This is a genomic window from Myxococcales bacterium, from assembly GCA_016699535.1.
Classification (GTDB): domain Bacteria; phylum Myxococcota_A; class Polyangia; order Polyangiales.
On sequence record CP064980.1, the window covers coordinates 1,106,274 to 1,130,405 of the forward strand.

Annotated in this window: 21 protein-coding genes; 8 read left to right on the plus strand and 13 right to left on the minus strand. The window is 49.8% G+C overall.

Translation table 11 applies throughout. The annotated features are described in order from the left end of the window. Positions 1–51: 51 nt before the first annotated feature. From IPJ88_05235 to gyrB, 3 genes are all read left to right on the plus strand, one after another. On the plus strand, positions 52–2,232 hold the full coding sequence (locus tag IPJ88_05235) for a tetratricopeptide repeat protein (protein QQR91138.1): 2,181 nt from the start codon (positions 52–54) through the stop codon (positions 2,230–2,232). Between the two features lie 21 nt (positions 2,233–2,253). Continuing rightward, a complete protein-coding gene (locus tag IPJ88_05240) occupies positions 2,254–2,871 on the plus strand; it encodes a hypothetical protein (protein QQR91139.1) in 618 nt (205 codons plus the stop codon). Positions 2,872–3,420: 549 nt separating this feature from the next. After that, positions 3,421–5,883: a DNA topoisomerase (ATP-hydrolyzing) subunit B gene (gene gyrB, locus IPJ88_05245; protein ID QQR91140.1), complete on the plus strand. Its 2,463-nt coding sequence runs from the start codon at positions 3,421–3,423 to the stop codon at positions 5,881–5,883. Between the two features lie 479 nt (positions 5,884–6,362). On the opposite strand, the gene IPJ88_05250 is transcribed toward gyrB, so the two are convergent. Both IPJ88_05250 and IPJ88_05255 read right to left on the minus strand, forming a co-directional pair. Next, positions 6,363–7,769 carry a UDP-N-acetylmuramate:L-alanyl-gamma-D-glutamyl-meso-diaminopimelate ligase gene (locus tag IPJ88_05250; GenBank protein ID QQR91141.1) on the minus strand — a complete coding sequence of 469 codons (1,407 nt, stop codon included), beginning with the start codon at positions 7,767–7,769 and terminating at the stop codon, positions 6,363–6,365. A 9-nt stretch (positions 7,770–7,778) separates the two neighbouring features. After that, complete coding sequence (locus IPJ88_05255) at positions 7,779–8,330, minus strand: cyclic nucleotide-binding domain-containing protein (protein QQR91142.1); 552 nt, start codon at positions 8,328–8,330, stop codon at positions 7,779–7,781. Positions 8,331–8,584: 254 nt separating this feature from the next. Here IPJ88_05255 and IPJ88_05260 point away from each other — a divergent pair, with 254 nt between their 5' ends. Next, positions 8,585–10,333 (plus strand): EAL domain-containing protein, encoded by a 1,749-nt coding sequence (locus IPJ88_05260; GenBank protein QQR91143.1) that lies wholly within the window; start codon positions 8,585–8,587, stop codon positions 10,331–10,333. Between the two features lie 28 nt (positions 10,334–10,361). Here IPJ88_05260 and IPJ88_05265 read toward each other — a convergent pair whose 3' ends face one another. Next, positions 10,362–10,745, minus strand: a complete 384-nt coding sequence (locus IPJ88_05265; protein ID QQR91144.1) for a DUF1844 domain-containing protein — start codon at positions 10,743–10,745, stop codon at positions 10,362–10,364. 6 nt (positions 10,746–10,751) lie between these two features. Then, positions 10,752–10,937: a hypothetical protein gene (locus tag IPJ88_05270; GenBank protein QQR91145.1), complete on the minus strand. Its 186-nt coding sequence runs from the start codon at positions 10,935–10,937 to the stop codon at positions 10,752–10,754. A gap of 596 nt (positions 10,938–11,533) precedes the next feature. On the opposite strand from IPJ88_05270, the gene IPJ88_05275 reads away from it, so the two are divergent. After that, positions 11,534–12,148: a TlpA family protein disulfide reductase gene (locus tag IPJ88_05275; protein ID QQR91146.1), complete on the plus strand. Its 615-nt coding sequence runs from the start codon at positions 11,534–11,536 to the stop codon at positions 12,146–12,148. A gap of 140 nt (positions 12,149–12,288) precedes the next feature. Beyond that, positions 12,289–12,867 (plus strand): YceI family protein, encoded by a 579-nt coding sequence (locus tag IPJ88_05280; GenBank protein QQR91147.1) that lies wholly within the window; start codon positions 12,289–12,291, stop codon positions 12,865–12,867. Positions 12,868–12,919: 52 nt separating this feature from the next. On the opposite strand, the gene IPJ88_05285 is transcribed toward IPJ88_05280, so the two are convergent. After that, positions 12,920–13,114, minus strand: a complete 195-nt coding sequence (locus tag IPJ88_05285) for a (2Fe-2S)-binding protein (GenBank protein ID QQR91968.1) — start codon at positions 13,112–13,114, stop codon at positions 12,920–12,922. Positions 13,115–13,349: 235 nt separating this feature from the next. Between IPJ88_05285 and bfr the strand changes: the two genes are divergently transcribed. Further along, the gene (bfr, locus tag IPJ88_05290; GenBank protein ID QQR91148.1) at positions 13,350–13,814 is read left to right on the plus strand and encodes a bacterioferritin; all 465 of its coding nucleotides are present in this window, start codon (positions 13,350–13,352) and stop codon (positions 13,812–13,814) included. A 46-nt stretch (positions 13,815–13,860) separates the two neighbouring features. On the opposite strand, the gene IPJ88_05295 is transcribed toward bfr, so the two are convergent. From IPJ88_05295 to hemW, 4 genes are all read right to left on the minus strand, one after another. Then, positions 13,861–15,528: an endo-1,4-beta-xylanase gene (locus IPJ88_05295; protein ID QQR91149.1), complete on the minus strand. Its 1,668-nt coding sequence runs from the start codon at positions 15,526–15,528 to the stop codon at positions 13,861–13,863. Between the two features lie 160 nt (positions 15,529–15,688). Next, a complete protein-coding gene (locus IPJ88_05300) occupies positions 15,689–16,405 on the minus strand; it encodes a heme exporter protein CcmB (protein QQR91150.1) in 717 nt (238 codons plus the stop codon). After that, positions 16,402–17,034 carry a heme ABC exporter ATP-binding protein CcmA gene (ccmA, locus tag IPJ88_05305; GenBank protein QQR91151.1) on the minus strand — a complete coding sequence of 211 codons (633 nt, stop codon included), beginning with the start codon at positions 17,032–17,034 and terminating at the stop codon, positions 16,402–16,404. The genes IPJ88_05300 and ccmA overlap by 4 nt, the downstream gene beginning before the upstream one ends. A 66-nt stretch (positions 17,035–17,100) precedes the next feature. Next, positions 17,101–18,264, minus strand: coding sequence for a radical SAM family heme chaperone HemW (gene hemW, locus IPJ88_05310; GenBank protein QQR91152.1), 1,164 nt, complete (start codon positions 18,262–18,264; stop codon positions 17,101–17,103). Between the two features lie 105 nt (positions 18,265–18,369). Between hemW and dnaJ the strand changes: the two genes are divergently transcribed. After that, positions 18,370–19,434 (plus strand): molecular chaperone DnaJ, encoded by a 1,065-nt coding sequence (gene dnaJ / locus IPJ88_05315; protein QQR91153.1) that lies wholly within the window; start codon positions 18,370–18,372, stop codon positions 19,432–19,434. A gap of 46 nt (positions 19,435–19,480) precedes the next feature. Here the strand turns inward: dnaJ and IPJ88_05320 are convergent, their stop codons facing one another. The 4 genes from IPJ88_05320 to IPJ88_05335 form a co-directional block, all read right to left on the minus strand. Then, positions 19,481–20,359 carry a hypothetical protein gene (locus tag IPJ88_05320; GenBank protein ID QQR91154.1) on the minus strand — a complete coding sequence of 293 codons (879 nt, stop codon included), beginning with the start codon at positions 20,357–20,359 and terminating at the stop codon, positions 19,481–19,483. Positions 20,360–20,369: 10 nt separating this feature from the next. Then, positions 20,370–22,727 carry a transglycosylase SLT domain-containing protein gene (locus IPJ88_05325; protein QQR91155.1) on the minus strand — a complete coding sequence of 786 codons (2,358 nt, stop codon included), beginning with the start codon at positions 22,725–22,727 and terminating at the stop codon, positions 20,370–20,372. A gap of 61 nt (positions 22,728–22,788) precedes the next feature. Further along, entirely contained in the window at positions 22,789–23,604 is an 816-nt protein-coding gene (locus tag IPJ88_05330; protein ID QQR91156.1) for a ferritin-like domain-containing protein, read from the minus strand. 17 nt (positions 23,605–23,621) lie between these two features. Continuing rightward, on the minus strand, positions 23,622–24,122 hold the full coding sequence (locus IPJ88_05335; protein ID QQR91157.1) for a hypothetical protein: 501 nt from the start codon (positions 24,120–24,122) through the stop codon (positions 23,622–23,624). Positions 24,123–24,132: the final 10 nt, after the last annotated feature.

Genomic DNA, 24,132 nt, shown 5'->3' on the forward strand with positions numbered 1-24,132 from the left:
TGCTTGCTTCTCGGCAAGTCCTATCACTTCCTGTTACACTCTTCGCAAGTAATGAAAGCCTTAAACCATTCAATTTTTCTTAAACTTGGCAGCGCTATGCTGCTGCTACAGCTGCTTGTCTTTGGAGCATGTGCTTCGGGTCCATCGCGACGGCCGCATATTCCTTTGCAGACGGGAAAGCCCATTTCGCATGAAAGCTTTCTTGCGGCGCGACGTGCGTTTCATCGCATGCCTGCGGGTGACACGCTTCGTCCTTCGCTGCGTTCACGCCTAATCGGCTATTTGGGAGATAAAACAGCCGCGCTGATCGATGCCGACAATTACGACGGCATGGTCGAGCAGCTGGGCTTGATGACTGATCTCTATTCGCCCGAAGAGCTAGCCGAAGTTTCGCTATCGCCCGCACTCGGCCCTGTGGCGCGTTTTGTTGCCAAAGAAGGAGAGGCACGCGGTGATGAAGCGCGTGTGCTTTCGGCGCTTTGGATTTTAGCAAAGCTTAATCCCGACCCTGCTTTGGGTTACGCAAAGCATTACCGTCAAGTTGCCGCATGGGGACGCGATGCCCGCAGTTCGCTTGATATTTTCGAGCACTACCAAGGACTGCTTGAGATATGGGAGGAGCATGTTCGGCTTACCCCAGCACCTCGGGTGCAACGTCAATTAATTAAACTGTATTTCCAAAGGCGCGACGCATTGGCTGACATGGTGGCTAACCTTAAAAACAACCCTAAAAAAGCACCTCAAATTAGCTTTCAAGACTTCAATCTTGCACGCTTTGTTTTGCGTCGTACGCCCGTGGATTTGAGTGCCGTTTTCTTGGCCGAAGGCGAAGTCCACAAAGCCTACGATGTTCTAAAGCGCTACAAAACCTCGAGCGAAGCAGAAAAACAACTGCTCTATTTAATTGATGTCGCGATGGGCAAGAGTGATTCGGCTCCCGACGCCATGCTTACCTTGGCACGTCTTTATCTGCGTGAAGTAGGGCGCCCCGATGTTGCTACAGGGCTGTGTCGCTACGGTATTCAAGAGTACGAAGAAGATGCTCGTTTTGCGCTTTGTTTGGCACGTATTGCTGCGACGCAAAATGAATATGCCGATGCTACCGCGAACTACGCTGAAGCCATCCGGCTCGCGAACCAAGAGCGCGGTGTTTACGATGAAGCATTGCAGGTCTTGCAACGATTAATCGAGGCTCGCTTATTCGAAAGCAATCCAAGTGAGACGCGCGCGCTCACAAAAGAAGCGGAGCATATCCTCAAAGAACGCATGCAGCGCTGGCCTAAACTGCCGCCGCCGGTTGATCCCAGCCAGTTTCATTTTGCCGTTGGCACGGCTGAGATGAGCGCTGGCAATACGGAGCAAGCTGAAAAGCGCTTTTTAATGAGCTACAAAGCTAGTCCGAATGTTTCAGCGATGTTGCGTTTAGGGCTGCTTTCCTTGAATCGAGGCGTTTTTGAAAAGGCGATTGAGCAATACAGCACTGCACTTGACTTGGCGCGTAAACTTCCGCGTGGACGGCTACGTGCGGAGGCCGAAAGCCTAGAACGTCTAGGTGATGCTTATCGTATGCTGGGAAGAGAAGCCGAATCCAAGCAGCGTTACAAGCAAGCTGCTGAGCTCTGGCATGATGCTTCTGGGTCCTTGGATGAAAACGAGTTGGCCTCTGCCTATGTCCGGCGGGGCGTACTTGCCGATCGTTTGGGGCTCAGCAAGGAGAGCGTTGATTTTTTCCGCTTGGCGATGGAATACGCTGCCGCGGAGCGTGATGTGTACGAGCAGATCCTTGCTCACTTAGTAACGAGTGGTGGGAGCGTAGAGCTAGCGCATGAGGTCTTTGGACAGGCCCTTACCCAGGTGAGTTTGGAGCCCGAATGGAAAGTGTATTTTGCTTTGTGGGTTCAAGTGATTGCAGCGCGTGCTGGTGAAGAAGTGCAAAGTGAAGTGACCGAAGAGTTGAACAAGCTTGCTGACAACGATGCTTGGTGGAGTCGGCTTGCTTCGTTCGGTATTGGCAAGGTGCCTTATGCACAACTGCTTGCTGAAGCGAATGGCCGAGGCGAGCAAACCGAAGCGCATTTTTATGAAGGCACCCGGCTGCTTCACGAAGGCAAAGTTGCGAGCGCCAAGGTGCTTTTTAAACGTGTTTTGTCCACCGACATGGTGAGTTTTTATGAGTACGCGATGGCGCGCGAGTTCCTAACTCAGCCCGATAAGCTGCAACCCAACCCTTAATTGTTACATGACAAAAGTGGCATGAATAAGGCAAGAAAAGAGAAAGAAGTGGCAACAATTGAAACAAAAAACGCCATGTTTGGCATTGGCTTGCTCATGATAGCTGGCTTGGGTTGTGGCGGCGCTCAACCGCATGAGCCGCAGGTCGATCGACTAAGCCCAAGTGTTCTTTTTCCCATGAAGCAGGGTTACGTGTGGAGTTACGATGTGGATACCGGCGAAGGACTCAACACCCTTGCGATTAGCCGTGTGCTTTCGGTGCGAGCTGGGCGCGTTGAAATGAGCACGGGTGGAAGCGAAGCGATGGTGTATCAGACCGGTCGTGATGGCATTTCTCGAGGTGATGACGACACCTGGGTTCTTAAGGCTCCCATCAAAAAAGATGCACGTTGGAAGTCGCCGGTGGGTCAAGCAATCGTGCTTAGCACCGATGAGAAAGTCAGCACCAAAGCGGGTGAGTTTAAAGACTGCGTGCGCATTCAAGAACAGAGTGAAGATGCTTCAAGGCAGGTTGATACCGTGTACTGTCCGGAGGTTGGGCCCGTGCTAATTGACTCACGCATGACGCTTAAACTTGCTGGCGGCCAAAGCCAAGTAGTGGCCCGCCTCTTGGGTTACACGCAAGGAACAGAGCCGTAAAGCACCTCTGATTTTTTGTACTGAGCTGGCAAAGCGTGGCATAGCCACCATGCTCAAACAGTCCTCGCTTCGCTGCGGAACTGCGCGTGGTGGCTATGCCACGCTTTGCCTCAAGACTTAAGAGATCAAGGCACTCAATGTGCTCAGAAAGACTTTTACATCGATCGTTACTTTATCTAAAAATGCAAATATCTCTTGTCTCAGAAACTCGCTATGCCTGTAGCAAGCGCTTGGACAGCTAGGGAACGGGTCAAGCTAAAGCGTATCAATGATGTCTCGCTTTGATGTCTTGTCGCGAATAAAAGGAGGGTCCTCACGCGCAGTTCCGCAGCGAAGCGAGGACTGTTCGAGCATGAGGCCCCTCCTTTTATTCGCAAGCTAAACTGCAAAACAGAGCAGCAAGATTCAGCGTGAAAAGAGAACCACTAACATACTGAAACCACGACGTTTTTTGGCCATTTTCATACGCGTTAACCCCTTGCTAGTTGGGGGCTCAGAGGCTATGCTCATGCACCTTTAATAAATAGGGTCCAAGCGAGTTTTTGAAGTATGGAATCAACACACGAATCCGATAAAAAAGAACAACCTAAACGCGATTCAGATTATGCAGCTGGCAGTATTCAAGTCCTCGAAGGTCTTGAGGCTGTCCGTAAACGTCCTGGCATGTACATTGGCGATGTGCACGATGGCACCGGGCTCCATCACTTGGTTTGGGAAGCTGTTGATAACGCGGTCGATGAGCATCTAGCGGGCCACTGCAAGACCTTGAAGGTAAACATCCATACCGATGGCTCGGTGACCGTCATTGATGATGGGCGCGGCATTCCGGTGGATATGCATCAGCGCGGCGTCAGTGCTGCGGAAGTTGTGATGACGGTCCTGCATGCCGGTGGCAAGTTCGATAACGACAGCTACAAGGTTTCTGCAGGCTTGCATGGTGTTGGCGTCAGCGCCGTCAATGCCGTGAGCGAATGGCTGCAACTTCGTATTTGGCGCGATGGTAAAATTTGGGAGCAACGTTACGTGCGTGGTGTGCCTGAAACCAGGCTTGAGCAGGTAGGAGAAACGGAGCAAAGCGGTACGCTGATTTCCTTCAAGCCTGATACCGAAGTCTTTACGCATACCGAGTTTTCTTTCGATACACTTAACAACCGTTTACGTGAGATTTCCTTTCTCAATGCTGGCCTTACCGTTGAGCTTGTTGATGATCGCACCAGTAAAACGCAAAACTATCACTTTGAAGGCGGCATACGCGAGTTTGTTACCACACTCAATAAATCGAAATCCCCTTTGCACGAAGACGTCATTTATTTTTCAGATTCCCGCGATGGTGTTGAAGTTGAAATAGCGTTGCAGTGGAACGACTCATTCAACGAGGCGATTTTTTGTTACACCAACAACGTTCACAACAAAGACGGTGGAACACATCTGACTGGATTGCGAGCTGCCTTAACCAAAACACTAAATAGTTATGGTGGTCGTGAAAATCTACTTAAAGACCTGAAGAATCCATTGAGCGGTGAAGACGTTCGCGAGGGGCTCACGGCGGTTCTTTCGATTAAGCATCCCGATCCAAGCTTTGATTCGCAAACCAAAAGCAAACTTGTTTCCAGTGAAGTTAAAGGCATTGTGGAACAAGTGATCAATGAAAAATTAGCGCAGAGCTTTGAAGAAAACCCTTTGCTTGGCAAACGCATCATCGAAAAAAGTGTGATTGCGGCACGTGCCCGCGAGGCGGCTCGCAAGGCTCGTGAGATGGTTCAGCGCAAAGGCGTGCTTGATGCAAGCACGCTGCCTGGCAAATTAGCGGATTGCCAAGAGCGCGATCCTGCTCAAAGTGAACTTTACATCGTTGAGGGAGACAGCGCCGGCGGTAGCGCTAAGCAAGGGCGTGATCGACGTTTTCAAGCCATCCTTCCTTTGCGCGGTAAGATTCTCAACGTGGAGCGTGCGCGTTTTGAAAAAATGCTTTCAAGCGCAGAGATTGGCACTTTGATTACAGCTTTAGGCTGCGGTGTTGATGGTGGCGGTAACTTCGATCTTGCGAAGCTGCGTTACCACCATGTTATTATCATGACCGATGCGGACGTTGATGGCTCGCACATTCGCACGCTCTTGTTAACCTTCTTTTATCGTCAGATGCCTGAGATTATTAGAGCCGGCTATTTGTATATTGCTCAGCCTCCTCTTTACAAAGTGAAGAAGGGGAAAAAAGAGTTGTTTCTTAAAGACGACGAAGCGCTCTCTAAGTTTTTGCTTGATTCTGGGGTCGATGGCTTGCTGCTTCAAGATGCTAGCGGCAAAGTGCAGCTCACCGGGGAGCCGCTGCGTCGCTTTTTAGATGACGTGAAGCGTTGGCGCAGTTTGCTTTCCAAGATCGATCGTCGTCACAACTCAGGTTTCGTTGAAAGCTTATTGCGTACGGGCAAGTGTAGTGTGGATGATTTTTCGACGCAGGAAAAAGTAGAAGCGACTGCAAAAGCCGTCATCGAAGATCTTCGTGTCTATCGCGAGGATTTGCTTCCGGTTGGAACAGAAGTCAGGGCCTTGGGGCAAGGTTTCTCCTTGGTTCTTACCACTCGCGCAGGTGTTTCCAATCCTACGGCTGTGTTTAGTCCCGACTTTCTGCAGACCGGCGAGTTCAAAAAGCTTCATGAGTTGAGACGAGCTTTTGATACGCTTGGCGAAGCTCCGTATTCTCTTAGTGATAGCGCTGCTAAAGAAAAAGAAAATGCCGAGAGCTTTTCGGATATCACGCTAAGCTGGGAAGCGATTGATAAGCGCGCTCATAAGGGGCTTCAGATTCAACGCTACAAAGGTTTGGGCGAGATGAATGCTGATACACTTTGGGATACCACGATGAATCCCGAGGCGCGTCAGTTGCTTCAAGTCCGTATTGATGATGCTGCTCAGACGGAAGAGATTTTTAGCGTGCTTATGGGCGATCAAGTCGAACCACGACGCGAGTTCATCGAAACCAACGCCCTAAACGTCAAAAACCTCGATGTTTAAAAACAATTCGATCTGAATAGATAATCGCAAGGATGAGTCGGGCTGCGCTGGAGCCTTCAAGACCACTAGCTGCGGATGCCGTATCGCTTGCTTACACCTTTTATTCCCAATATGCGCCACATGCAGACGCTCCAGCGCAGCCCGACTCATCCTTGCAGGCAAGACTGTTTGCGTTGTTGTGTCAACAAGGTTGTGATCGGCGTTGGCACTCTTCACTAAGAAGTTTTGGTTGCTAGCGCCTTGTTACACACAAAAATGTTTCGTCATGTGTTCTCCCTATTCGTTTGAAAATTGTGGAAGGAAAGTGATGGTTTTACAGTGATAGCTCCCCGAGGAGGGTTCTGTTTCGGGGCGTCTGCATGTGGCGTAGGGAAGCGTGGGAGGGAATGACTCAAGCTTTAGGCCGTCCGCAGCTTGTAGTCTTGAAGGGTCCGAAACAGAACCCTCCTTGGGAAGCATCCAGCTTTCAGTTAAAATTTCTATCGTTTGCTTAGTGCAGTGCTGAGTCGCGGGCCTAGCTTCTCGAAGCTGCCGTTGGACATAAGCACGACGGTATCGTGGGGCTTTAGCTCGGTGACTAGGGTACTTAAGATTTCGTCGATTGAACTGCATGCGGTTGCATGCTCTCCGATATGCAAGGCGATATCTTGGGTGTCGAGTTGATCTTCCTGTGCGATATTCTTGCGACCGACTGGGGCTAAGAGTACGCGATCAGCAAGTGCAAATGCTTTGGGATAGACATGTTGATGGAGTTTGCGGCAGGACGTTGCGCTTCGTGGTTCAAATACCGCAACAAGTTTTCCTTCAGGATGTTTGTGGCGGATGGCCCATAGGGTCTCGCTTACTGCCGTAGGGTGGTGTGCAAAATCATCGTAAACACGAATATCTGCGTGCTCTGCTATCATTTCTTGTCTACGTTTTACGCCACGGAATTCACTCATTGCATCAAGCAGATTCTCTTCTTTGATATCATGCTGGTGACGGCAAAGTGCGAAAGCCGATAAGGTGTTCAGTAAATTATGTTTGCCGTAAAGTGGGGATATTCCGTTTATGGTGCGTTGCTCGGGATTGACTAGACTGAAATGCTGGCCCTGTTTACTGGCGCTGACAGCTCGGATACGCCAGTTGGGTTTGTGATGGAAAGCTCCGGTTTCTTCGACACCAACAAAGATAACTTTGCATGGTGCCTGTGTTGCGATACGGCACACGGCAGCATCGGCGGCATTTGCAACTAGCAGACCATCTTTGGGAATGCGCTTTACAAACTCAACAAAAGCTTGCTCGTAGTGCTCTTGGCTTGGGTAGATGTCAATGTGATCGTATTCAATGGAGGTGAGAATCGCTGCACTGGGTCGGTATCGCCAAAACTTTGGTGTCTTTTCAAAAAACGCACTGTCGTATTCATCCCCTTCGATCACAAAGGGATGCGTTGGATTGCCAAGAGAAAAACTGGTTTTAAAATTCAGCGGTGCTCCACCGATGAGATAGCCAGGCTCAACACTGTTTCGTTGCAGTAAAAAAGCAAGCAGTGCTGTCGTTGTGGTTTTGCCGTGCGTGCCACTGACCACATAACTTGGACGCTTATGTAAAATCAGCGTTTCAATGGCTTCGGGCATTGAAATCACATTCAGTCCATTTTCTAGAGCTGCGGAAGCTTCCAGGTTGTCTTTGCGACAGACGTTGCCCACCACAATGAGATCGGCTGCAGGCTCAAGGTGGCGCTCGTCGTAGCCTTCCAAGATCTCGATGTCCCAGGCTTCAAGCGCCGGCCCAATGGGAGGGTAGAAAGCCGTGTCGCTGCCTGTGATGCGATGTCCTTGGCTGCGCAACAAACCTGCTAAAGGACCCATGCCCGTACCGGCCACGCCTACAAAATGAATGTGCATCAAGCTGCCCTAAGAATCCTTTGCAGGGGGTGGAACGGAGCCTGTGCTGGCGATGAGTTTTTCAACAGTGGCTTTTGCTCGGCTTTCAATCAACGAGAGCAAGAGTCGATGGATTTCGGGATACTCTTTGAGAACGCGATCGATGCGGTGCGCAGCAAAGGCCACGCAACTGGTTTCTTCCAAGGCGCTGACTGTTGCCGTGCGCGGCTTACCGGTGAGTACGGCCACTTCGCCGAAACAAGCGCCTCTTCCAAGTTGCGCTAGAGTAAGGCTACCGCCGCCTACGCCTCCTGTCTCAACGACGACTTTTCCATTGAGAACCAGGTACATGGTGTCGCCGGGTTCTGTTTGGCGCATGATGACAAAACCTTCCGGAAAACTGCATACGTAACCACTACGGAATATTTTTTCCCGCCCTTCATCGTCGAGTGACTTGAACAAAAAGCTGCTGTTCACGATGGTTTGCATATCAGCCATCATTGCTTGTTGCTCTTCGAGGCTAAGCGCCCGTCCGGTGGGAGGGATATTCGATAAATAACGATCGCGATGGTGATCCGACATGGCCCGTTTCACTGTTTTAGGTTATTCTGGGCTGTAGGACCAGATCTTATCACGTCAGGCAGCCCCTAAAGTCTGCTTGTTGCGGGTAGCGGGACAAAAAACCCTGAAAAATCCCTAATTTCTTGCAATGATCGCGTTTGAATTGAGAAAAGCCATTGCGGTAGAGGAGCTGAAGGCAGCGCTTTTGTCGCGTTTTTTCGGGCTGGTGCCTTTGGAAAAGCCTGCTAAGGTTGATTGAATGTTGCGGGGCAGTAGTGGCAGATAATCCGAGCGATACACCGAACTCGGGCAAAGCGGTATCTCGTTCTCGATCGGAGCGGGTGCGGTTGCGCGCATCCGAGCAACGCTTTCGGGCATTGGCAGAGCACACAACGGATATGGTGTGTTTGCATGAACCTGATGGCTGCTACACCTATGTAAGCCCATCGGTTCGTGAGCTGCTTGGCTATACGCCCAGTGAAATGGTTGGCCTGAATCCGTATGAGCTTTTCCATCCAGAGGATAAGCAGCGCATTCGAACTGAAGTTCATACCCCTGCGCTACAAGGCGTGCATCATTTAGCGGTCAGCTACCGCATTCGAAAAAAGAATGGCGAGTACACTTGGTTTGAAACCTTGACTCGACCTATTTTTGATAACGACGGCAAGGTTATCCAACTTCAAACTTCGTCACGTGATATCAGTAAACGCAAAGCGGCCGAAGAGGCGCTGCAGCACCAAGCTCTTCACGATGTGCTTACAGGGTTGCCCAACCGTCTTCTTCTAAATGACCGCTTGTCCTGCGCCTTGGCCAGAGCACGTCGCCACAACACCATGGTGGGATTGCTGTTTTGTGATTTGGACTCATTCAAGCTTGTGAACGACAGTCTTGGTCATGAGGTAGGTGATAGTCTGCTCAAAGTTGTAAGTGAGCGCCTGAAACAAGTCATTCGGAACGAAGAGACGGTTGCCCGTTTTGGTGGTGATGAGTTTATTGTTGTTTGCGAAGGTCTCAGCCACAAAGAGCAGGCGAGCGAAGTCGTTGACCGTATACGCTCGACCTTCGCCGAACCTTTTTTGTTGGGAGAGGCGCAACAGGCAACTATTACGGTTTCAGCGAGTATTGGCCTGGTTTGTGACGATGGGCGCTCGACTTCTGAAGATTTGTTGCGAGATGCGGATATTGCGATGTATGAAGCAAAACGAGCAGGTCGTGACAACGTGATTACTTTTGAGGAACATTTTAGAACCTCGGTGCGTAACCGGTTAGACACTCTTGCTGCGCTGAGTCTTGCGATTACTAACAACGAGCTGGAATTGCATTACCAGCCTGAAGTGCGGTTGCGAGATGGAAAAACGGTGGCGTTTGAGGCGCTGCTACGTTGGGAGCAACCGCAACGCGGTGTCATGTCGGCATGTGATTTCATTCCGATTGCCGAAGAGACCGGTCTGATTCTGGCGCTTGGGGAGTGGGTGACCAACGAAGCTTCACGGCAACTTTATGAATGGCGCCGCAGTCACTCAACGCATGAGTACACGATGTGGATCAATGTCTCGGCCAGACAGCTTACCGATCCGCGTTGGCTGAGGCACATGGAACGCTTGCATGAGATGTTTGATAATGACCTTGGCATTGAGGTGACTGAGTCATCGCTTATTCAAGATTCTGACGCAGCAGTAAAAGCGCTAAGGCAACTTAGAAGGCAAGGCATTAAAGTTGCACTTGATGACTTTGGCGTCGGTTATTCATCACTGGCCTATTTGCGGCACTTACCTGTGGACATTCTAAAAATCGACCGAAGTTTTGTGGCTGATTTGGGTGAAGATGATACGGCTGAAGCGATTGTTGCGTCGGTGATAGGTTTAGCGCATCGACTTGATTTGGTGGCGGTGGCCGAAGGGGTAGAAAATGGTCGTCAGCTTGAGATTCTAAAACGTCTCAATTGCGACGTGGCTCAGGGCTTTTATCTCTCGCGGCCGATGAAGGCGAACGATCTTTTCCCCATGATTCACGCAAGTTGTTAGTACGTTAATTCGTTTAGCAGCTCTTGTGTTATTTTGAGGCCACGGATTTGGATTTAGCAACGTAGCGCATACGTAGCTCGGTTAAGATGTGATCTAAAAACCGTTCCTCTTCACCGCTAAGATTGCCTTTGGTCTTGGTTTGCAGCAAAGCTAGCAAGTCAATGGTTTGACGTGCCATTCCGAGGTTCGGTTCGGCCGAATCTTTACTGTCTGGTGCTGTGTCGTGTCCAAGTTCGACAAGGGCCGAGGTGCTCAGCGACAAAATGAAGGTCATAAAATCGATAGGAGGCAAACTCTGCCGTCCAGTTCCAGCGGCTGGTTCACTTGCGGCATCTTGCTCATTCTCTGACTCAGCGCTTACGCGTTTATCTGTAACGGTGAAGCCTTCGTTGTCCGCATCATTTCCTGCCATATCGAGTTATTCTCCTTCGGAACTAATTTCCTCGCTAGCTTCTGGGTCTTGAATGCACTCCATGACTTCCATGTTCTGTGCCGTATCAGGAAGGCTCTGAAGATAGTCCTGAAATTTCGTTCGATCCACTTTGCCATTCTCCAGGTAGCGTTGAACGGTGCGTTTATCGATAAGTGTGTCAGGATATGTCATGTCTAAAACCTCCGGGCCGCAGTGTAGGGCTCTTCATGCACTTGTCAATGTCTTGGCGTTTGAAGGGTTGGCCCTGAAGGAGGGTCCTGATCCGGAGCCTTCAAGACTACCCACTGCGGAAGGCATAAATGTTGTTTACTCCTGTTAGACTGTTGTGCGCCACATGCAGACGCTCGGGATCGGAACCCTTCTTCAGGGCCTATCGCTCCTAAGAACCTGAAAGGCTCACAAGCTTTTTCCTCGAGAAACAATTCCAAAAACAGCTAGCCAGCAACCACCCCGCGAGCAACGCGAGCCGCAGGGGAGGGAGCCAAGGCGCGAAGCGCCCTTGGGAGGGGAGACGCGTGTCTCCCCTCTTTGGAGCGCTGCTGTGCAGCGGTCCAAACAGTCAAAGCCAAAAAACTTAACCAATTTTAAAATTAGCCAGCAGCCACCCCCGCGAGCAACGCGAGCCCCGCAGGGGAGGGAGCCAAGGCGCGAAGCGCCCTTGGGAGGGGAGACGCGTGTCTCCCCTCTTTGGAGCGCTGCTGTGCAGCGGTCCAAACAGTCAAAGTCTAAACTTGTATGTAGAGCGAGGTTGTGGAAAAAGGAGAGTGATGAAAAGACAAAATGCGTTGTGGGCGGCTTCCGTGGTGAGTGTTGTCCTTGGCTTGGGGCTTTTTAGCCTTTTAGGGGTGTCTTTTGCCGATGGCGAGATGCGACGTAGGCAAACTCCTCTTGAAGCTATTTTTGGCGAAGAAGTAGTTGCGAAGTTCGAGGCGGGCGAGTCCACTGAGTTGCACTATCTTGGAGATAGCAGGGTTGCGCCGGACTTTGCTTTGCACGATCAGTATGGAAAACTTTGGCGCTTGTCCGATCAGCGTGGCAAAGCAGTGATTTTAAATTTTTGGACCATCACCTGTCAGCCCTGTCTGCAAGAGATGCCTTCACTGGTCACTTTGGCAGAGATAGCCGAGGGACGCGATGATATCGAGGTTGTATCGGTAAGCACGGATGCCAATTGGTCGGCAGTAAGAGGTGTTTTTCCCGTCAACAGTCGGCTTCGAGTGCTTTTTGATCCCAAGAAGAAAGTTGTCGAAGACAAATACGGAACGCGTTTGTATCCAGAGACCTGGATTATCGATCCGAAGGGTGTGATTCGTGCGCGTTTTGATGGGGCTCGGGATTGGGCAAGTCCAATTACGCTGGATTTGGTTGAATCTTTTATGTAGCGAGGCGTCCAAAGTTGATAGTTGTGTCCTAAGGAGTTAGGACAGGCGCTAGGTTTATTAGCAAAGAGCTTGTGTAGGGAGGCTGAATGATACGGTTTTTATTGGTTTGTTGTTCTTTTATCGTGTTGCCCAGTTTGGCGATGGCCGAGCAGCAGCAGTTTACAATTAAAGATGACGGAGGGAGCCGTATCCAGTTTGTTTCGGATGCACCGCTTGAAACCATCACTGGGGTGACCTCTCATGTGAACGGACATATTATTGGAGATCCCGGACAATTATCGTCCGTTAAGGGCAAGGTTTCCGCTCAGGTCAAATCGATTAAGACTGGTATCGATTTGCGTGATGAACATTTGCGTTCGGATAGTTGGCTCGATGCTAAGAAGTATCCGAAGGCCACCTTTGAGGTTAAAAAAGTCACAGGTGCAAAAGCGATTAAACCAAACAAATCGATCAAAGCCAAAGTTCACGGCGTGTTCACTCTTCATGGCGTAAGCCATCCAGTTGTTGCAGACACCAGCGTACGGTGGGTCCCACTGACTGAGGAAATGAAAAAGATCCCAGGCATGGAAGGTGATGTGTTGATGATTCAAGGCAGCTTCAAGATAAAGCTGACTGACTATAAGGTCTCAGTGCCAACTATTGTGCAGCTAAAGGTTTCCGATGAAATCGAAGTGAATGTAAACTTGCGCGCGCAAAAGATTGCAGCTGAAAATAAATAAGACTTAGACAAGCTAAAAAGCGGAAGGGTTCACTTTGGATTCTTCCGCTTTTTTATGCAGCGTTTCGTGGCTTGTCTTGCGATGAACGATTTTCTTCGTCGATGAGTTCAGTGATGTATTTGCTGCATCCGCCGCAAGCGCTTCCTGCCCCGCATTGGCGTGCAACGAGTTTGCGAGAACGAGCCCCATTGCGAATCGCTTCGCGTATAGTGTTTTCTCGTACGACTTTGCAATGACAGACAATCATATTGAAATTGACTTTCATTAGGATTATGACACTAAATTACACAGTGTCAAGGAAATTTTCCGTCTAAAAAGGAACATCGGCTAATAACCAGTGTATCTCTGCGCCTCGAAATCCGGGACAACAGAAAACTCTCGTAAATTGACTCAAATTGCCTTGTTTTAATGAAGAGCAGGTGGTGTACAAGGGTTTCAAGCCATGGATCGATGTAAAAGGGATCTGGCAAACGAGGTGTAAAGTGAAGGGTGATCCGAAGATAATTGAGCTGCTTAACGAGGTGCTTACCTCTGAGTTAACTGCAATTAATCAGTATTTTATTCACGCTAAAATGTGCGCAAATTGGGGCTACACAAAGCTTGCGGAACAGAAAAAGCACGAATCGATCGACGAGATGAAGCATGCGGATGCAATCATCGAGCGTATTTTGTATCTGGAAGGCGTTCCGAACATGCAACGGCTTGCCCCGGTCCGAGTAGGCGAGACGGTTCCTGAACAACATGAGGCTGATTTGAAACTGGAACAGGACGCCGTCGTCAGACTCAACGAAGGCATCAAGCTTTGTCGAGACAAGGGCGACAATGGCACGCGTGAGCTATTGGAAACAATTCTCAAAGATGAAGAGCAGGGCCTCGATTGGATTGAAGCACAGCTTCATATCATTAAAGAAATCGGCAAAGAACGGTACTTGGCCGAGCAGTTCTAAGCGCGGATCAGCCAAGCGTGTGATGCATCCACTTGCGAGTACATTGTTAGTATTGCGTGAGTGAGATTTCGTCAGCGAAAAGAGTTATGTCCCCGCCCGGGCCGGCATAGATAGCCGCTTCAGTAATCGCGCCTTTTGCGCTAAGGAAGATTCTTCCATCCAGAGTAGTCCAGCTTTGGTCGCTGATGGTTTTTCTGCTGGCCGTTATGAAGTGTACCCCGTCATCGTCTTTGAAGTACAACTGCAGTGAAGCCTCAGAATTTGCTTCGCCTTGGGCACAACGCAGGTCGGCTCGCAAACGGTAATAGCGTTGATTCGGCAGCGTTGCTGTATTAATAAATTGTGCCGGACACTGCCAGTTGCCTGGTGTGCCAGGTCTACATTTAAGACTCCAGCTTCCTTTGGAGCTTGTTATTTGGGATCGCTGGATTGAAGCGCCATTCCAAGCGGACCATTCGCCGCTAAGTTCTGTTTCGAAACCACCGTTGGCGATGCGGTCAGGGTAGTTTGTGCTTAGCGGCTTGTTTTTTAGAGCGCGCATGATGCCGTCATAGGCAGGTTTTTTTTGGTAGCTCTCATCGAAGATAAGTGGATCGTCAGGGCCGTAAAAGCTGTCTATCCATGAGTGTTTGTCGGTGAATCCCCAAAGCGAGAAAGCATAGCAACCTGGTTCAGCCAAACACGCACGCGTCATTTCGTAGTAAACCGCACGTTGAGTGTTAAGTTTTTCACCTTGAGAACCTGAGAGATAACGAATGCCGACGTCAATTTCTGAAATATTCACTTTTAGACCCAGGGACGTGAATCTGCGGATGGTATTGCGCATGTCTTGTGTGCGCGGTGCATTATGGGCGTTGATATGTGTTTGCAAGCCAACCCCGTGTACAGGAACATTCTCAGCTAACAATTTTTTCATGAGCAAAAAGGTGTTTCTTTCTACTCCAGCAACTGTAGCGTGAGCGTTTAGGATCTCATTGTAGATTAAAACAGCCGACGGATCGGCTTCGTGAGCCCAGCGAAAAGCTTGCGCAATATAGTCGGGTCCGAGTTTTCTTGAAAAAATTGTGTCGCGGTAGCAAATCCCGCTAAAGCACTGCCCTTCACACTGGTTCGGGCATGTTCCGAAACCCATGGCTTCGTTAACCACATCCCAGCTACTGACCTTGCCTTTGTAACGAGTGACCGTTGTTTGTATGTGCTGATGTAAGGCCGTACTTAGCTCGTTTGAAGTAAGCGAGTTGTCTACCCAACCAGGTAGTTGATAATACCAAACTAAAGTATGTCCTTTGACATATTGAGGTGATCCGGCTCTTGCTTGCGCTCGCTCAATACACTGGTCTGCGTTAGTAAAATTCCACTCTCCCCGGATGGGTTGAAGAGGTCCCCATTTCAAATAGTTTCCAGGAGTAATTGTATTGAATTCCCGGTCGACTATCGCGTCGTATTCTGGCTCACCCTGCACTAGATCTAGTGAGGTGCCGAGGAGTAATCCGCGGCAATCGGCCGCATCAGATAGGGTCTCGGCTTGATCCAAGCATTCTTGCTCGGTTATCGGTGGTTCGCCCCGATTGCCTGGATCGGCCGGAATGGTGCTTGGAGGCAGACCGTTTTGTGTGGGCAACGAGTCTTGTTGCTCAATTATACCAGTGCAAGCCCAAAGACAAAGGTTAATCGCTCCAAGTAGGCCTACTGTGCTTGGTGTGTATTGGCTCATTTCCCCGTAAATGTGAGCAAATAACGTGCCAGTTGTTCAGGTCACCTAGGTAGGCTGACTAAGCGATATAGAACGGAGTTACATGAATATCGGAGCCTGGATCTGAGTTGCCGTTGAGCGGCGGAGCGCTTGGTGGGGTCAACCGTACTCTTTCACATGATTACTGGGGTCGGATCTGGACACCGTCGTTCATGAGCAGAGAAAAGAGCCAAGGGCAGATCACCAGCGCCATGAGATCAAAGGCAAGCAAGATGCGAAGCCAAGACAAGATGGTGGATAGCTCAGCGCCGGAGAAAAACTCACGCGTGGCTACCACGGCTGCTAGCAGAGCGGGAGCACATAATGGAAACAGCACAATGCTTAGGTTGAGTTCACGGCTGCGCGAGCGGACAGACATGGCGGCAAACAAGGTTCCTGTTGCAATAAATCCCACGGTTCCGACGAAGAGAAGGGATGCCAGCGAGATGACATTTGTGGCAATGTTTACGGATAAAAAATGACTTAAGTGGCAGAAAACGACCACAATTATTGCCACAACTGTCTCAACCAAAAACATGAAAATAAGCACCGCGATAAATTTTCCAAAGTATAAGTTGTTTGGCGTGATCGGTGCGCACAGTAGCCCGTCGATAACGGACATTTCACGTTCGCGCAGCCAGCTACGGGACAAGGCAAGCACGCCGCTAAAGGCAATACTGAGCCAAAGGATTCCCGGCGCGATGCTGGTGGCGTTTTGACGGTCGATGTAAAAGGCAAGCGAGCCCAAAGTGGCGATGAGCACCGCGAAAAGTGTGGTGCTGATTAATATCTCCTGGCTGCGTGCCTCGATGCGCAGTTCGTTACGAACGATTTGCAATGTTTTACGTATCGCGCTCATGCGTTTACTACCGTGCCCCGTCGCAGAGCTAATTTGGCGTGGGCATGTTCTGCAAGAAAGTTGAGATCGTGAGTAATGAGCAAGACGGTTGTGCCTGCGTCAACCTGCTGCTGGATGAGATCCGTGCAGGCTAAACTGCTCTCGCTATCAAGTCCTGTGCTGGGTTCATCAAGCAAGAGCAAGGCAGGTCTGTGCACAAGTGCGCGAGCTAATGCAATGCGCTGCGCTTGTCCGCGAGAATAGGTCCGCACACTTTTATGAATGAAGTTTTCAAGTTTGAGTGCGACCGTTAGTTCTTCGATTCGTTGATCGCGTTGTTCGACATCATAAAGTGAGGCAAAATAAGATAAGTTTTCTAGGCCGCTAAGATCTGGATAGAGCATGGGCTCGTGCCCTAAAAATCCCAAACGTCTGCGAATGCTGCTTAGGTCTCGGTACTCGTCACTAAAGCGCACTTGCCCGCTGCTTGGTGCGCTGAGCAAGGCCAAGATCTTCAATAAAGTGCTTTTGCCGGAGCCGTTGGCCCCTTGCATTAGCGTTAAAGTTCCCGGCTCGAGTGTGAAACTCAAATCACGTAAAACGGGTGTGCTGCCAAAGCGTTTTGAGATGTTGTCAGCTATCAGCCGCATGGTCTTCTTGTATCATAGAGTGAGCGTACTCCATCTTAGTTATTCAGTATTCCAAAGTAAAAAATCTCAAAAAAGATCGGTAATAATTGAATCAAGGTGCAGCCAGCGCGTATCGGGGATGCGCCAATGGCTTGCGCTGATGCAGAGGTTTCCGCGCCCAAGCTGTTTTTCCGCAGCTGCTTCACGTCCCAATAGTACCGATTGGCCGGTGCTGGATTCCAAGGGCTCTAGAGCCAGGCCTTCTTGCGTGCGCAAGCCCAGCATGATTCCTTCGCGGATCAGATCGTTGGCCTCGAGTTCTTCCCGCTCTTGCTCAAGCTTGGCTGAATGACAGAGCTTCATGTAAAGTGCGGGATCGGGATGGTTTCGATAGCGACGCTTGCGTTTGTTGTCTTGAAAAAGAGCGCCCACGGCCGCCGGGCCTAGACCAAGGTACTCTCCTCCTTGCCAGTAGTGGGCGTTGTGGATGGAGCGTTGTCCTGCTTTGGCGTAGTTGGAAACTTCGTAGTGCTCAAAGCCAGCATCTTTGAGCGTCTTTTGAGTACGTAGAAAAATTTCTGCGTAACTGTCTTCATGTGCCAAAACAAGTTTGCCTTTACGATGCATGCTACCAAAGGTTGTATTGGGTTCAATCGTGAGCGTATAGGCAGAAAGGTGTTCGAGACCTAGACTAAGTAAGGTCTGCAGATCCTTTTGGATACTTTGCTCTGTCTGTCCTGCCACCGCCAAAATTAAATCAGCGCTCACTCGGCGGGTTAGCTTTCGCGCTGCTTGGACAACCTTGAGGGCTTGCTCTGAATTATGCAAGCGTCCCAAAAAGCGAAGTTGTTCCGCATCGAGCGATTGTACGCCAATTGAGAAACGGTTTATGCCGGCCTGCAGATAGGCCTCAAAGGCCTCAGCGCTCAGTGAGTTGGGATTGCCTTCGAGAGTCACTTCGAGCTTTGAGCTAGTGACGTCTAGGTTGCACTTGATTTGGCTGAGTACCTGAGCAACATGTTCTGGCTGCCACAATGAGGGTGTTCCACCACCGATAAAAATAGAGATAAGCTCGTAGTCTTTTAGCGTTGCGCTTCGCCAACGCAGCTCGCTTACAATGGCCTCCGAAAAAGCCTGCTGAGGTATGCCGTCTCGGAGGCTGGTGCGGGTGGCAAAGTCGCAATAAGGGCACTTTCGCTCGCACCATGGAAAGTGAATGTAGATTGAAAGTGGCGTTTTTTTCGGCGTCATAGGGGAGAGAGTGCCAAAAAGATTGGTTTTTCTGGCATTTTTTGATGGAGCTGCGTTCTCGGGCTTGACCTTCGAGGATAAGAGCTTAGGTTGCCCCGACTCGCCATGGTAAAAATCGATTATTATGAACTTTTAGGACTTTCTTCCAGTGCTAGTCCTGAGGAAATTAAAAAGGCCTATCGCAAAAAGGCGCTTGAGCTTCATCCCGACCGGAATCCGGATAATGAGGAGACTACCGAACAGTTCAAGGCATGCACCGAAGCGTTCCAAATACTAAGCGATACCAAAAAACGAGAGATCTACGATCGTTACGGGCACGAAGGTCTGCAAGGTTCAGGTTTTGGCGGTGCTGTGAACATGGAAGATCTTTCAGCGCATATGCAGGATATCTTCGGTGATTTTTTTGGCGAGATGTTTGGTGGCTTTTCTAGGCGCGGCGCTCGGCGAGGTGTGACGCGAGGCGCGGATCTGCAAACCGAAGTTAAACTTACGCTCAAAGAAGCTGCTTTCGGTGTGAAGAAAGATGTCGAATTGCAATTTAGAGCGCCCTGCGAGGCCTGTGAGGGGACTGGCGCTCCAAAGGACAAGCGTCAAAACTGCGCAACCTGTCAAGGAAGCGGGCAAGTGACTTACGCTCGAGGACCATTCATGATGGCGCAAAATTGTCCGCAGTGCCGCGGACAGGGTTTCACGGCGACTGAAGTATGTGCGGAGTGTAGCGGTGGTGGTCAGCTTCGGATGGATCGAACGGTAAACGTCAGTATCCCCGCTGGAATCGATGATGGCCAGACCTTGCGCGTTTCAGGACGTGGACAGCCTGGTATGGGTGGAGGCCCGGCAGGACATCTCTACGTCACAGTGAGTATCGAAGAGGATCCGCGTTTTATGCGTGATGGTGCCGATCTGATCCATGAGCTTCACATCAACTATCCCGACGCTGTTCTGGGTACAAAGGTTGAGGTACCTACGCTCGAAGATGAACCCATGACGGTCAAAGTCCCGGCGGGTGTGCAGTCTGGACAAAGTCTCGTGCAACGGCACAAGGGGATTGCGCGTTTGGATGCGCACAGTCGTGGTGACTACATCGTGATTGTCAAAGTAGACGTTCCAACAAAGCTCTCGTCCAAAGCTAAAAAACTCATCAAAGAACTCAAAGAAGAGTTAAAGTAGTCTACAGCCACGATACAAGAGCGCTTCGGCAAAGGACTTGGTAGCCTTAGTTGCAGCTCATGCAGTATAGACCACGGCCACCGGTGCATTGAAAACTTCCGCTGTAGACCAGCCAAGATGCTGTCGTGCCGACGTGTCCAATGACGACGGGTCCGCCATAAGAAACCCAGTCACCGCACATGTTTCCAGCGGACTTTTCCCCTAGACTCGTAGAGCCGGTCCATGCTCCTCCACCTGTTTTCGCGAGGTTATTTTCGTCATATAAAACAGGTGTTAAGATTTCCCCGTCCCAAAGGTCATCATAGTCGTGGGCCAAGAGTTCGTTTTGAACATTGAATACCTTGCCCATTTGCGTTGCAGAAAAACGGTTTTTTGCATCGATTTGAGATGTTGAAATGATAGCTTTCCAAGTGCCAGCGCGACTCGCTGAAGCTGCGTGTTCTTGGCACCTGGCATCAGCCCCAGCCAGACCAACAAACGATGCGATCGCGTCATTGGGATTGTTTACATCGTATGTCGTGCTGGTCACAAACATTGAACAATCACATGCCTGAAATTCATCAACGCACCGTTGCGCTGTGGTGCACCATTTACACGAGTTGTTTGCAGCGGTTGTGCAATCGCTTTCGGTGCTCTTTGCAGCACAGTTTGAACATTGCCCTGTAGGAGTACAGGTGTTGGTGTAGTCACACCATGAACAGCTTTCTTCGGCGTTGCATAAATCATTTGTAGAGAAATTTGCGCAGAAATTTGTAGTGTTGCTGTCCAACAAAGCATCTGTGCTGCCATCGTCAGAGCTCGATGCATCGGGATGAGTTACGCGACCGGATCCACAACCGATGCTTCCCAAGATGACCAGAAAAAGACTCAACGCAAGTAGCGCAGTGTTAATTTGAATGATTCGGTCTGTTTTGTGTGGACGCATACTCTCGTCTTTAGGATGGTTTTGGGGCTGTGATTGAATTCTTATAGTTATAAGGTGCTGAGGGAAGTTGAATGTCGAACTTGGGGAATTCACCGTAGCGAAACCAGTGGTAGATGCCATAGCTCTGCAACACTCTACGACTATAGCGTCGGCTTTGACTGTAAGGGATGCTTTCAATCCACTCGTCGCTTTGTTGATTGTCCGGTGCTGATTTGAGCCAGCGATCCACAGCGCCTTCGCCGGCATTGTAAGCGGCAGGTACAACACTCACCTGATCTTGATAGCGATCAAGAAGGCTTTTGATAAAGTGAATCCCAATAGGTAAATTGATTTCCGGCGTCTTCAGATCATTGGGTGTGTAAGGCAGTCCCAGGGCTTCGGCATGCGTTTTTGCAGTGGGTGAAATGAGCTGAATCAAACCGTAAGCGCGAGATACCGACACCACGCTGGGCTCAAAACTACTCTCTTCGCGCGCAATACTGCGCACTAGGTCCACTGGGACTTTTTGTTTCGCTGCCTCCATTTCCATAAGTGGACTAAAGGCAAGTGGATAGCTAAGACGCCAGAGCGGCCAGTTTTTCCCCGACGGCGGTTTTGTAAAGAGTGAATCAAGTTTTTTTCGGACCAGTTGCATTGCCGAAGCATAGGCATCTGCTGCTTCAAACAGCGCAACACAAAGCCACAATGACTCTTCGTCACTGCTCGTATCCATGTAACCTTGGTGCTGCAATTCTCTTTGCGCTAGAGATGATTCGCCTACCCGAAAGAGTTCCAGTACCCTTTGAAATTCAGGACTCTTCATTCTTGCCTGAAAGGTAAACTGGGCTTCCTTAGCAGGTTGTTTTTTGAAGGATTGATTGATGGACGCAGCGTAACTTGGCTTGAGATAACTCAGTCTGCGCAACGACCACTGGCAATGAAAACTCATGGGCCATTGTTCGCAAACATCAGCATAGTATGTGATAGCTTGTTTTTTGTTTTTCAAAAGCTCGTAGCTTCGTGCAAGCCAATAGGTGCTACGGCCTTGCATTCCTTCTGTGTGATGCTCGCTATTTTGAGCATGTAACTTGTTAAAATAGTGCAGAGCTTCTCTATAATGCTTTTGCTCGAAAGCCTGCCAGGCAAGCATGAACATGGCTTCATCACGCATGTCACCTTGTGGGTAGCGATGCGAAAGACTCTTTAGAAGCTGCTGTGCGCGATTTTCTTGCTTATCCGAGCGGTAGAGCAGGGCGCTTCGAAATCGCGCATCGTCAGCAAGGTTGCTTTGGGGAAACTCCCGTTCAAGTTTCGCGTATAGGATACGCGCTTTGCGGTTATCGTCCAGGTTAGAGTAAGCCTGTGCCGCATTAAACAAGGCGCGATCTCGATACCCATAGTTTTTGCATCGATCAGCGATTCGCAGCATGAGCGGAGCTGCTGTCGTGCGCGCTTTACGTGCCAGCTGACTTTTTGCGAGCTGGTAGCTTGCTTTGCATTGCAATGCTCCGCTGCTTTGTTTGATCAATTCTTCGAATAAAACTTCGGCTTGTTCATAGGCATGATTGAGATAAAGAGCATTGGCTTTTTCAAAAGCGGTATCCACAGGCCAAGGTTCGTATTTTTCTTTTCGATCCGTGCTGAGGGTGCCGGCTAAATTCTTTGCTTTTTGCTCAGCTTGCTGTCCTTCAAGGCTAAGAGGGGCGCGGCTTGCGATACGTTGGTAGAAAATAAGTGCTTGTTCGCGCTCTTCTTCCTTTTCACTTGTGCTAAGCGCATCCGCGAGCGGAAGGAGAAACGATGCGCCGCCGATGTGATTGCCGATTCGCGTCAGAAGGTCTTTTGCAGCAATCAAGGCTTGATCTTGTTGGCCTGATGCTAAAAGGGCTCGTACATGCATGCTTCGGAGCTGATAACTTACGGGCAAACTTTGTTTTGCTGTTTCCAGTAGCGATTCAGCGCGTTGAGGATTGTCTTTGAGTATGAGCTCAGCCAGGTCTAACGCAGCCCATGCTTTAAGAGGATGCTCTCCATTAACAAGCGTCTCTAAAGCTTCCTTCGCTGATGTGTGGTTCTTAACTTGGGTAGCTGCTTTGGCGCGAAGCCACAAGATGCGGCCTTGACTAAGGCTGTCGTATTTTTCAAGCGACAGGTTATCAAGGTAAGCAAGGGCGGCTTGAGGATTTCCAGCTTGTAGAATTGCCTTGGCCTGGAAGGCTGGATCAGTTGGCGTGAGCTTTATGGTGCTTGGATCAAAAAAGTTCGAAGATGAAGCTTTGGCTTCTTGTGCATGCGCAGCGTGGTGTTGTCGCGTAGGCTGACTGCAGGTGAACAGAATAATAAACGACAGTGATGGCAGTATAGAGGAGCTACGGGACAAAGGCTTCATGCTGCTCGCACCATAAAAGGCCTTTGCTGGCGCAGCAAGTTTCCTCAAAGGAGGCGTTGGACTACTTCTCGAAGCCGAGCTCTTTTCGGTAGATTTTATCGATTTTGGATTCGCTACGAGAAAACTGTGACCTTAGGTAGAGGAGCAAACCCCAAAGTATTGCAGTCAGTCGTTTTGCCAAATTGGGCTGGGTGTCAGGGACAAAGCCGATGGCTTTGCCCTGCGCAAGGATCCGTTGTTCAACGTGGTGAATAAAGTCAGGTAGCTGATCGACTACAGGATGCCCTCCGAGTTTGCGTTTGATACGCTTGGCCAGCCAGCGCACGGCGATGAGCTGCATCTGGACAAGCCCATAGTAGGGGGTTTCTAACCAAGGGCGTCTCTTGAGCATGAATTTGCTTTCTTTTTCACCCCAAGCCACGTGCTCAGCTTCTTCGCGGCAAATAACCAATAATTTCTTTTTTATCTCGAGCACTCTGGGATCGGCATCTGGAAGGGTCTGCAAAAGAACATCTTTAAAAATATCAAGCACCATCCCTTCACCAATAGCGTGTTCCATGAGCACCTTGAGCGGGTAGTAGTTGTTGTGACTGGAAAGCAGGCGAATGATCCAGTGTGCTTTTTGCGGTTGAAGCTCAAGTGCGCGAAAGATGTCTGCGAACATCTGCAAATGGCCCAATTCTTGCCTGGCTTGCCGTGTATAAAAACGCGCGGCTTCGAGACTGTAAGCTCCGAAAAGAGACTTGCCGCAATAGACGCCTGTGGCTTCTCCATAAAGAGCTTGTGATAGAACGAAGCAAAGGATTTGCCGGTCTTTTGGGGTTTCCAAATCAAACACGGCGCCTTTAAAATCATAACCTTCTGGTAGTTCGGTCATTGCATGCAAGCTTAACGCTACTTGCCTTTGTTGTCATTTCTGCTTTGAAAGGCGCGGTGGCTGTCGTTGTGTTCTTCTTGGCCTAGCTCCTGTCGATGGGAAAGGTCTCGTTTGCGCTCTTTTTGCCACTTTTCAAAATGTTTATCGCTTGCTTCTCTGTCCCTTCGAGCGGCTTGCCAAACAAGCTGCGCTTCAGTTTCCTCTTTTTTGGCCCATTTTAGTCGTTCAGCAAGTTTGGCTATCTGCTCGCTTAGGGTTTGTGATCGACGTAGAAGCTTTTGTATGAACAAAGCGGATTCTTGAAGGTCCTGTGCACTACTGTGCTGAACCATCTGCTCCTCGAGTGCATGTCGCTTGGATTCCACCTTTTCAGACTCTTCACGAGTATCTTGATAGATGCTCTGGCATTGTCTCGTGTGCTCCTGTGCAGATTCCCAGAGGCGATAAGTTTCTTTTTCTTGGGCTTGACGCAACAAACGTAGTTTTTCAAGCGAGTATTTAGGCGTGGCCTTGGTCATCGATAGGCTC

What these genes read in the sequence shown, in the direction of transcription:
- gyrB (QQR91140.1), top strand. Translation starts at nt 3,421, where the DNA reads ATGGAATCAACACACGAATCCGATAAAAAAGAACAACCTAAACGCGAT.
- IPJ88_05295 (QQR91149.1), bottom strand. Translation starts at nt 15,528, where the DNA reads ATGAGCCAATACACACCAAGCACAGTAGGCCTACTTGGAGCGATTAAC.
- hemW (QQR91152.1), bottom strand. Translation starts at nt 18,264, where the DNA reads ATGACGCCGAAAAAAACGCCACTTTCAATCTACATTCACTTTCCATGG.
- IPJ88_05255 (QQR91142.1), bottom strand. Translation starts at nt 8,330, where the DNA reads ATGTCGGATCACCATCGCGATCGTTATTTATCGAATATCCCTCCCACC.
- IPJ88_05235 (QQR91138.1), top strand. Translation starts at nt 52, where the DNA reads ATGAAAGCCTTAAACCATTCAATTTTTCTTAAACTTGGCAGCGCTATG.
- IPJ88_05335 (QQR91157.1), bottom strand. Translation starts at nt 24,122, where the DNA reads ATGACCAAGGCCACGCCTAAATACTCGCTTGAAAAACTACGTTTGTTG.
- IPJ88_05330 (QQR91156.1), bottom strand. Translation starts at nt 23,604, where the DNA reads ATGACCGAACTACCAGAAGGTTATGATTTTAAAGGCGCCGTGTTTGAT.
- IPJ88_05270 (QQR91145.1), bottom strand. Translation starts at nt 10,937, where the DNA reads ATGACATATCCTGACACACTTATCGATAAACGCACCGTTCAACGCTAC.
- IPJ88_05250 (QQR91141.1), bottom strand. Translation starts at nt 7,769, where the DNA reads ATGCACATTCATTTTGTAGGCGTGGCCGGTACGGGCATGGGTCCTTTA.
- IPJ88_05275 (QQR91146.1), top strand. Translation starts at nt 11,534, where the DNA reads ATGAAAAGACAAAATGCGTTGTGGGCGGCTTCCGTGGTGAGTGTTGTC.
- IPJ88_05280 (QQR91147.1), top strand. Translation starts at nt 12,289, where the DNA reads ATGGCCGAGCAGCAGCAGTTTACAATTAAAGATGACGGAGGGAGCCGT.
- IPJ88_05320 (QQR91154.1), bottom strand. Translation starts at nt 20,359, where the DNA reads ATGCGTCCACACAAAACAGACCGAATCATTCAAATTAACACTGCGCTA.
- IPJ88_05265 (QQR91144.1), bottom strand. Translation starts at nt 10,745, where the DNA reads ATGGCAGGAAATGATGCGGACAACGAAGGCTTCACCGTTACAGATAAA.
- IPJ88_05300 (QQR91150.1), bottom strand. Translation starts at nt 16,405, where the DNA reads ATGAGCGCGATACGTAAAACATTGCAAATCGTTCGTAACGAACTGCGC.
- IPJ88_05240 (QQR91139.1), top strand. Translation starts at nt 2,254, where the DNA reads ATGAATAAGGCAAGAAAAGAGAAAGAAGTGGCAACAATTGAAACAAAA.
- IPJ88_05285 (QQR91968.1), bottom strand. Translation starts at nt 13,114, where the DNA reads ATGATTGTCTGTCATTGCAAAGTCGTACGAGAAAACACTATACGCGAA.
- dnaJ (QQR91153.1), top strand. Translation starts at nt 18,370, where the DNA reads ATGGTAAAAATCGATTATTATGAACTTTTAGGACTTTCTTCCAGTGCT.
- ccmA (QQR91151.1), bottom strand. Translation starts at nt 17,034, where the DNA reads ATGCGGCTGATAGCTGACAACATCTCAAAACGCTTTGGCAGCACACCC.
- IPJ88_05325 (QQR91155.1), bottom strand. Translation starts at nt 22,727, where the DNA reads ATGAAGCCTTTGTCCCGTAGCTCCTCTATACTGCCATCACTGTCGTTT.